Source organism: Lactobacillus sp. UMNPBX6, from assembly GCF_002553975.1.
In the GTDB taxonomy this organism is placed as follows: domain Bacteria; phylum Bacillota; class Bacilli; order Lactobacillales; family Lactobacillaceae; genus Lactobacillus; species Lactobacillus gallinarum.
The window spans coordinates 1-8,895 of the sequence record NZ_PCZD01000067.1 but is presented as its reverse complement, the minus strand read 5'-3'; the positions used below and the strand labels follow the sequence as shown (position 1 = coordinate 8,895).

Here is an 8,895-nt window from a genome sequence, read left to right as displayed (position 1 = left end):
TGTTGAACGACTACTCCGTCGAGTAATCATCCAACACTAGATTAGTATGTTTTGTTTTCTAGAGAAGTGTAAGTTATATAAGTTAATGATTAATTATGAGCTGTGACAGCGATCAAATTATCACCGTGTTTGTCGCCAGCGTCGGTAATGCGTTGAACATTTGCGTAGTTAGCAGTGTTAGTAATTACTACCATGACAGTAGTGTCGTAACCTGCTTTCTTCACAGCATCAAGGTCAACTGTACCAAGCTTATCGCCCTTTTCAACTCTTTGACCTTGTTTTACTAAGCTTTCGAAGTGTTCACCCTTAAGGTTTACAGTATCAAGACCGATGTGAATCAATACTTCTGCACCGTTATCTGACTTAATACCGTATGCGTGCTTAGTTTCGTAAGCAATAGTTACAGTACCAGTAACTGGTGAGTAAATTGTACCGTCACTTGGAACAACTGCAGCACCATCACCCATTAACTTAGCTGAGAATACTTGGTCATTAACCTTAGTTAAACTTTCAGGAGTACCGTCAACTGGTGAAGCAATAACTTCATCCTTTAATGATAATTCCTCCTTACCGAGCTTTTCTGCCTTTTGGTTTTCTTCAGCGTAATCATCAGCATCGTTTACTGGAACGTCTTGTTCAGCAACTTCTTCCTTCAAGTGACCCTTACCATAAACGTAAGTAAGAATGAATGCAACTGCAAAACTGATTGCAACTGAGACAACCCACATTGGGATAGTCTTTGGATAAATTGAAAGGAATCCAAGGAAACCAGCTGAACCAAGAGCTGCAGCAGTTACGTGCATGAAGCCAGCAAATGCAGCAGCCACACCTGAACCAATTAAGGCACAGAAGAATGGGAACTTGTACTTCAAATTAACACCGAAAAGTGCTGGTTCAGTAATACCAAGAAGTGCAGATACACCTGATGAACTTGCCAACCCCTTCATCTTCTTGTTCTTAGTTAAGAAGTAAACTGCGAAAGTTGCGGCACCTTGAGCAACGTTAGCCATACATGCGGTAACAAAGATAAAGTCACCAGAACTTGCTGGATTCTTAGCAAATGCTGCCAAAAGTTGAGTTTCAACAGCTGGGAAACTTTGGTGAAGACCAGTAGTAACAATTGCTGAATAAGTCAAACCAAAGACACCCATACCAAAGGCACCAGTAGTGTTATAAAGCCATACGATTGCATTAGTAATAGCGTCTGAGATACCCTTGAAGACTGGTCCAATAATTACAAAAGTAAGGAAACCAGTAATCATAATTGAAAGAAGTGGTGTAAAGGTAAAGTCAACTGCAGATGGAAGCCATTTGTGGAATCTCTTTTCCAAAATTGATAATACCCAAACTGATACTAAGACAGGAATAACTTGGTATTGGTAGTTAGTTTGTGCAACATGTAAACCAAAGATATCCCAGAACTTAGTAGCACCACCCAAGTTAGGTGTGGTCATAATCATACCGATTGCAGCACCCAAGAATTGGTTAGCTCCAAACCTTTTAGCCGCCGACATACCTACCAGAATTGGCATAAAGATAAATGGAGCAGCTGACATGACTTGGATCATGTTAGAAAGGCCGGCAATATTAGGTGCCATTTGAACAACTGACTTAGAACCAAATAGTCCTGGTGAAGTCAAGAAGTTGTTCAAAGCCATCAACAAACCACCAGCAACTAAGGCTGGAATGATTGGAACAAAGATGTCAGACAAAAGTTTAATGAAATCCATTACTGGATTCTTCTTTTTACCTTCTGCAGCAACCTTCTTCAAATCATCGGTTGATAATTCTTTCAAGCCAGTGATCTTAATGAATTCATCATAAACATCATTAACATCTCCTGGCCCAATGATTACTTGATATTGACCATTGGTCTTAAAAGTACCTTTAACATCTGGATCATTATCCAATGCCTTTTGGTCAACCTTTGAATCATCTTTTAAAACTAAACGCAAACGAGTAGCACAGTGTGCACCAGCAATAATATTATCGCGGCCCACATCTTTAATTACTCGTTCAGCCACCTTTTTGTGGTCCATATTTGTTTCCTCCTATGTAAACGTTTTATTCTCAATTCACTAACTATGATAACGCATTCATGAAATATGTCAATCGTTTGACAGAAATTTATTTATTTATTTTACAGACTTATGACTTAATAAGCCAATTTTGCTGATATAAAATATGATAAACGTTTGACACATTTTTTATTATCTACTAAAATACAAATGAAAGATAACGCTTACACGGAGGCAAAATTATGGAATGGACAAGAGAAAAACGTTATTTACCTTATAGTAAATGGGATGCAGAGACCTTACTTGACTTACAAGCGGAGGCCGCAAATTCCGCTTATCAAATGCATTACCATTTACACCCTATTTCAGGTTTAGTTAATGATCCAAATGGATTTTCTTATTTTAATGGTGAATATCACCTGTTTTATCAATCATATCCATTTGGTGCTGTTCACGGTTTAAAATCATGGGTCCACTTCAAGTCTCAAGACTTAGTTCACTGGATCAATCTCGGCTTAGCTGTTAAGCCTGACAGCATGGCAGATTCACACGGTGCCTACTCAGGTTCTGCTCGTGAAATCGACGGCAAATTATTCTTAATGTACACAGGTAATCACCGTGATGAAAACTGGGTTCGCACTCCTTACCAAATTGGTGCTTGGATGGATAAAGATGGTGTCGTCAAAGACAAAACTGTTTTATTCAAGAATCCTGATCACATCACTGAACATTTCCGCGATCCTCAAATTCTTAAGGAAAATGACACTTACTATGCGATTTTAGGTGCACAAGACAAAGCTGAAAAACACGGTCATATTGATGTTTGGAAATCTAAGGATCTTAAGAATTGGGAAGAATTAGGCTTCTTAAACTTATCAGATCACGTTTTAGGCTACATGATTGAATGTCCTAACCTTGTTCGCGTCGGCGGTAAAGTCGTAGTCATTTTCTGCCCTCAAGGTTTAGATAAAAAGATTGCAGACTATGATGATATTTACCCTAACATGTATGTGATTGCCGATGACATTGATTTTGAAAATCACTGTTTAATCAACCCAGGTCCTTTACACAACCTCGACGAAGGCTTCGATGTTTATGCTACACAAGCATTTAACGCCCCTGATGGTACTGCATACGAAGTTAGCTGGGTTGGTTTGCCTGATACCACTTACCCAACCGATGATGAAAATTGGGCTAACTGCTTAAGCCAAGTTAAGAAGTTGAGTATTCATGATGGCAAACTAATTCAAGAACCAGTTGAAACTATCAAGTCATTACGCAGAAATGAAGAAAAAGTTAGTGGTAAGACAATAAAAGAAAATACTACCGGCCAATATGAATTAAAGTTAAATATTTCAGCTAACCAAACTGGCACTTTGCACTTTGCTGCTAACGATGATTTAAGCGAAAGCTTGCAAATCAAGTTTGATACCAACGATGGAAAATTAACTTTGGATCGTGCTCAGGCTGGGAAGAAAGTAGCAGTTGATTATGGCACCACTAGATCTACTAGCTTTACTCCACACGAAGACTTAAAACTTGATATTTTTGTCGATCACTCATTAGTAGAAATCTTCGTTAACGGTGGCGAACATGTTCTAACTGGCAGATTTTTCACTGATCCAGTTAACCAACGAATTAAATTTGATCAAGATACAAATTATCAAGGAACTTTCTACAATATGGAAACGATCCTTTAATAAGGTGATATTATGGCAGTAAAATTGACAGATGTTGCACAAAAAGCTGGTGTTTCAGTAACAACTGTCTCTCGAGTAATTAATAATCATGGCTATTTAAGCGATAAAACCAAACATAAAGTTTTCACAGCTATGAAAGAATTAAATTATCAACCTAATTCCCTTGCTCGATCACTTCAAGGCAAAAAAATGAAATTAATTGGATTGATTTTCCCAGAAATAACCAATCCATTTTTTGCGGAACTAATACAAGATATCGAAAACATTTTATTTGAAAAGGGATATAAGATAATCCTTTGTAATGCTCAAAGAGATAAAGAAAAAGAACGTGCCTACCTAAAAATGCTCTTAGCCAACCAGGTTGATGGTATTATTGCCGGAGCTCATAATTTAGGAATCGAAGAATATCAAGAATTAGGATTGCCGATTGTTTCTTTTGATCGTAAATTATCCGAAAATGTACCTATTGTCAGTTGTGATAATTATCAAGGAATCAAATTAGCAGTACATGATTTAATTCAAAGTGGTTGTCATAAAATTTTCTTTTTAGGAAATAAACAATTAAAAGGTAACCCTACAGACCAACGATTAAAGGCCTATTTAAACGAAGCAGAAAATTTAAATTTTACTCCCCACATTTGTTCAGTAGCATTTTCTGATTCTACATTATTGAAAAATATAACTATTCACGAAATGCTGCAAAATGATCATCCTGATGGTGTTGTTTGCACAGATGATTTAACCGCAATCTTAGTTTTACAAGAAGCACGAAAGTTAGGATTAAAAGTACCTGAAGATTTAAAAGTAATTGGCTTTGATGGTACTAAACAAATTCAAACTTACCATTCTGAATTATCAACAATTGCTCAACCCATCAATGATATAGCTATTTTGTTAGTTAAACTTTTGCTTCAAAGAATTAGTGATCCTAATAAAGAACTTAACAAAAAGCATTACATCTTACCTGTTAAATTAATTAAAAGTTTAACAACCGCATGAAAATATTTTTTAGACATATTCTATTTTGATATCACTCATGCTCGAACGACCTCGAATAATTAAAGTTGGTCCACCACCGTTAGACGTACCATCAATTTCAAAATCACCTGACATGAAAGTAGATGCCATGTTGCTTTCTACCTGCCATGATAATGGTAAATAGATCGTCAAATCTGTCATTGTTATATTGACATTCATTGTCACTGTTTCATTTGCTGCCTGAGCATCATCTAAGTATAAGTTAACATCACTCATTTTAGCATTCACATCAATTGTCTCTAGTGCTTTAGAATGAATATAACGAGAAGTGTCTGACATAGTTTGATCAACTACTACATGAGAACCTTGTTCTTTGCTTACTGTATCAGTAAAGATATGATCTGTAAGATTTTCTCTTTTGTCCCTAAAGTTTTTAATTTTCTTATTTGCATAAACCACCGTATGAAATCGATTGCGAAAAATAATCCCCAATCCAATTGAAATTAGGACTGCTGCAAGTAAAATAGTCCACGGTACTAACCGAGTAATATGTAGTGGTTCAGCGAAAATCATTAAAATGAACGCAACGGAAAAGACACTCTCAGTGATCCGCCGATTAATTAATCCATCTAATAAACTGATTGCAAAAATCACTGTCCCAATCGCAGCCCAGAACCCTAGTCTGTAAGTCCAAATCCCCATTTGGTTTAAAACTACAAACAATGCACAGGCAATAAAGAAGATGCCCCAAAAAGCTCGTCCCAATTTACCTCTCATTGAAAATTCCTTCTTTCTTTTAAACGATTACGCAAATCACGATAATAATGCCGCGATACATAAACCGTTTTATATGATTCTTCAAATTTAATCTGACAGTTAGAAATCGAACGTGTAATGGCATATATTTTATCCAAATTCAAAATAGTAGATTTAGCTACTCGCATAAAATTGCCGCCCAATATATCTTCTAACTCATACAATTTGTATTTAACTTGATAAGCATTTTTCGTCGTATGAGCCATGACGATTTTACTGTCAGTTTCAAAGAAAAGGATGTCGCTTAAATTCAAATAATAAGAGACATCATCTTTGATAGCTTCGATCTGCTCAAGATTAGGCGTTTGTTTCTGCAAGGCATGATACAATTGTTCAATTTCTGGCGTTAATTCCGAAGCATTAATAACTATTTCTGTCTCCTTTTGATTAGGATCAATATTTAATTTTACCTTCAAGCTTCATCCCTCCCTTCGACTTAACTATATTAAACTAAGAATCTTGCGTGAAAACTAGCTATTTATACTAAGTGGTCAATTTTCATGACTAAGAGGTAAAAAAAGACTACCTTTCATTTAGAAAAGTAGTCTTTTAAGATTATAATTCATCGTTCTTTTGCTTTTCAGAATCTAAAAAGTAAATCAATGTTTGCAATTCTGTTGCCAAATCTACATTTTGCACTCTTACACTTGCAGGAGCAGATAATCTAATCGGTGTAAAGTTCATAATTCCCTTAACTCCCGCATCTACCATTTCATCAGTAGTCTTTTGGGCAGCGGTTGAAGGAACAGTTAAAATAGCAATTGAAATTTGTTGATCACTTAATTGCTGCTTTAAATCTTTCATATCGTAAACAGGAACGCCGCTTAGAATACGACCTGTAATTTTTTTATTAATATCAAAAGCACAAGAAATTCTAATATTGTTGCTTCGCTTAAAATTGTAATTAAGTAACGCTCTTCCCAAGTTACCAACACCAACTAAAGCAACGTTTGTCAATGTATCTTGATTTAAAATCTTTTTGAAAAAGCTCAGCAAATTCTTTACATCATAACCATATCCGCGCTTACCTAAAGCACCAAAATATGAGAAATCTCTTCTAATCGAAGCACTATCAACTTGAACTGCCTCAGATAGTTCAGTGGAAGAAACCTTATCCTTGCCTTCTTCATTTAAAATGATCAAATAACGATAATATAAAGGTAGTCTTTTTGCTGTTGCTTTTGGAATTTTTATTCTATCCATAATAGAAGCCCCCAACTGTATTTCATGTTTGTGAATGCACAATCAAGCATATCTATCATACCTGTTAACAGGGTGTTTGTCCAAACATATTTTTCACAAAGATTATTTTTCACATGTATTTAGTATTCGATCACTTTCTACCATATGGTAGAATAATGGTTAGGTGAAAAATTATGATTATTGCACAAGGACACGATTTAGAACAACAATTTGGTGCCAACACTTTATTTAAAAATGTTACTTTTTCAATCGATTCTAATGCCCGAATCGGTTTAGTTGGTCCCAACGGGGTCGGTAAAACTACCCTATTAAAAATTATGACAGGCGAGCAAGAGCCAACTCACGGTGAATTCACTGTTAACAAGGGCATTGATGTAGGTTACATTGCTCAGGAAAATGCATTAAACGAAGCCAAGACCATTTGGGATGAAATGGAATCTGTTTTTGCACCCTTAATAAAGGAAGCAAAAAGTTTAACTCACATGCAAGAACAAATTGCGGAACATCCCGAAGACCAGGAACTGCTTAAGCAATATGACCAAAAGCAATTTGCTTTTGAACAAAAAGGCGGTTATACCTACCAATCAGATATTAAGAGTATCCTGAATGGTTTCAAGTTTCCAGAAAATACTTGGCAAAAGAAGATTGGCAGCCTTTCTGGCGGTGAAAAGACTAGATTAGCTTTCGTAAAGTTGCTTCTGCGTAAGCCCGCATTGCTTTTGCTAGACGAACCTACTAACTACCTTGACTTGGATACGCTTGATTGGTTGGAAGGCTTTTTGAAGAACTATAGCGGTGCAATTTTGGTTGTATCCCACGACCAGTACTTCTTAGATCATTTGGCAACTCAAATCTTCGAATTGCAATTTGGTAAATTAACTCCATTTAAGGGTAATTATTCTGCTTACGTAATGCAGCGTGAACAACGTGATAAAGATCAAGAAGCAGCATATGAAAAGCAACAGGCCGAGATCAAAAAAGACGAAGAATTTATTCAAAAGAATTTAGTAAGAGCTACTACTACCAAACGTGCTCAGAGTCGTCGTAAAAAGCTTGAAAAAATCGAACGAATCAAGCCACCAAAGCATAAGAACAAGGTTCGAATTCACTTTAATAGCGAGCGCCCTTCTGGTAAGGAAGTTTTAATTCTTAACGATTTAACTATTGGTTATCCAGACAAAACAATGGTTAGTGATATTTCCTTCCAAATTAATAAAGGTGATCGTGTAGCTATTATTGGACCAAATGGTATCGGTAAATCTACATTACTTAAAACCATTATGAAACAATTGCAGCCTAAAGGTGGTTCCATTAAATACGGCGCATCTTTAGACATCGGGTATTATGATCAGGAATTGCAAAGACTTGATCCTTCTAAGACCGTTTTGGACACTGTTTGGGATCGTCATAAGACAATGCCAGAACGTGATGTTCGTTCAATCTTGGCCAGTTTTCTTTTTACTGCTAAAGATATTGATAAAACTGTCGGACAACTATCCGGTGGTCAAAAAGCCAGATTAACTTTAACAGTTCTTTCTCTTGAACACGATAACTTCTTGTTGATGGACGAACCTACCAACCACTTGGATATTGAAGCAAAAGAAGTGCTTGAAAAAGCACTAAAAGACTTCGATGGCACTTTGCTCTTCGTTTCTCACGACCGTTACTTCATTAATCAATTAGCTAATAAAATTGTTTCTGTTAGAAATAGTCACGCCAAGATATATAATGGTAATTATTCTTACTATCTTGATGAAAAAGCAAAGCAAGAAATAGCTGCCTCATCTTCAACAGAAGTTCAACCTACTAAACAAGTCAGCCAGCAAAAGCTTTCTTACCAAGAACAAAAACAGCGTGATTCACAAAAGAGAAAATTGCAGCGCGCAATTGACCAAGCTGAACAAAAGATTGAAGAATTAGAAGAACAAGAACAAAGTATTCAAAATGAAATGGCAAATCCTGATATTGCTTCCAATTTTGATAAGCTTGGACCACTTCAAGAGCAATTATCTGATGTTCAAAAACAGCTAGATGATGCAAATAACGCTTGGGAAAAAGCAATCGAAGAAATGGATAATTTTGAATAACATATCTAAGTGTCTGGGAAAAAACTAACTTTCAGATACCAAAAGACGATCAATCCAACTCTTAATTTGAGTTGCTTGACCGTCTTTTTCTTG

7 protein-coding genes are annotated in these 8,895 nt (G+C 36.1%); 3 read left to right on the top strand and 4 right to left on the bottom strand.

All coding sequences use genetic code 11. The features are described 5' to 3' along the window. Positions 1-89: 89 nt before the first annotated feature. Positions 90-2,039, bottom strand: a complete 1,950-nt coding sequence (locus CP357_RS08900; RefSeq protein WP_098037109.1) for a sucrose-specific PTS transporter subunit IIBC — start codon at positions 2,037-2,039, stop codon at positions 90-92. A 221-nt stretch (positions 2,040-2,260) separates the two neighbouring features. On the opposite strand from CP357_RS08900, the gene CP357_RS08895 reads away from it, so the two are divergent. Then, a complete protein-coding gene (locus tag CP357_RS08895; protein ID WP_098037108.1) occupies positions 2,261-3,718 on the top strand; it encodes a sucrose-6-phosphate hydrolase in 1,458 nt (485 codons plus the stop codon). 12 nt (positions 3,719-3,730) lie between these two features. Then, positions 3,731-4,717 carry a LacI family DNA-binding transcriptional regulator gene (locus tag CP357_RS08890; RefSeq protein ID WP_087175999.1) on the top strand — a complete coding sequence of 329 codons (987 nt, stop codon included), beginning with the start codon at positions 3,731-3,733 and terminating at the stop codon, positions 4,715-4,717. A 9-nt stretch (positions 4,718-4,726) separates the two neighbouring features. Here the strand turns inward: CP357_RS08890 and CP357_RS08885 are convergent, their stop codons facing one another. The 3 genes from CP357_RS08885 to CP357_RS08875 all read right to left on the bottom strand — a co-directional run bounded on the left by CP357_RS08885 (position 4,727) and on the right by CP357_RS08875 (position 6,715). After that, entirely contained in the window at positions 4,727-5,473 is a 747-nt protein-coding gene (locus CP357_RS08885; RefSeq protein ID WP_098037107.1) for a hypothetical protein, read from the bottom strand. Beyond that, positions 5,470-5,928, bottom strand: a complete 459-nt coding sequence (locus CP357_RS08880) for a LytTR family DNA-binding domain-containing protein (protein ID WP_098037106.1) — start codon at positions 5,926-5,928, stop codon at positions 5,470-5,472. The genes CP357_RS08885 and CP357_RS08880 overlap by 4 nt, the downstream gene beginning before the upstream one ends. Before the next feature lie 139 nt (positions 5,929-6,067). Further along, on the bottom strand, positions 6,068-6,715 hold the full coding sequence (locus CP357_RS08875) for a redox-sensing transcriptional repressor Rex (RefSeq protein WP_025005199.1): 648 nt from the start codon (positions 6,713-6,715) through the stop codon (positions 6,068-6,070). A gap of 173 nt (positions 6,716-6,888) precedes the next feature. On the opposite strand from CP357_RS08875, the gene CP357_RS08870 reads away from it, so the two are divergent. Next, positions 6,889-8,802, top strand: coding sequence for an ABC-F family ATP-binding cassette domain-containing protein (locus CP357_RS08870; RefSeq protein ID WP_098037105.1), 1,914 nt, complete (start codon positions 6,889-6,891; stop codon positions 8,800-8,802). The last annotated feature ends 93 nt before the right edge of the window (positions 8,803-8,895 follow it).

Excerpts from the sequence above, each read along its gene's own strand:
- CP357_RS08900 (WP_098037109.1), bottom strand. The coding sequence starts at position 2,039 with ATGGACCACAAAAAGGTGGCTGAACGAGTAATTAAAGATGTGGGCCGC.
- CP357_RS08885 (WP_098037107.1), bottom strand. The coding sequence starts at position 5,473 with ATGAGAGGTAAATTGGGACGAGCTTTTTGGGGCATCTTCTTTATTGCC.
- CP357_RS08890 (WP_087175999.1), top strand. The coding sequence starts at position 3,731 with ATGGCAGTAAAATTGACAGATGTTGCACAAAAAGCTGGTGTTTCAGTA.
- CP357_RS08895 (WP_098037108.1), top strand. The coding sequence starts at position 2,261 with ATGGAATGGACAAGAGAAAAACGTTATTTACCTTATAGTAAATGGGAT.
- CP357_RS08875 (WP_025005199.1), bottom strand. The coding sequence starts at position 6,715 with ATGGATAGAATAAAAATTCCAAAAGCAACAGCAAAAAGACTACCTTTA.
- CP357_RS08870 (WP_098037105.1), top strand. The coding sequence starts at position 6,889 with ATGATTATTGCACAAGGACACGATTTAGAACAACAATTTGGTGCCAAC.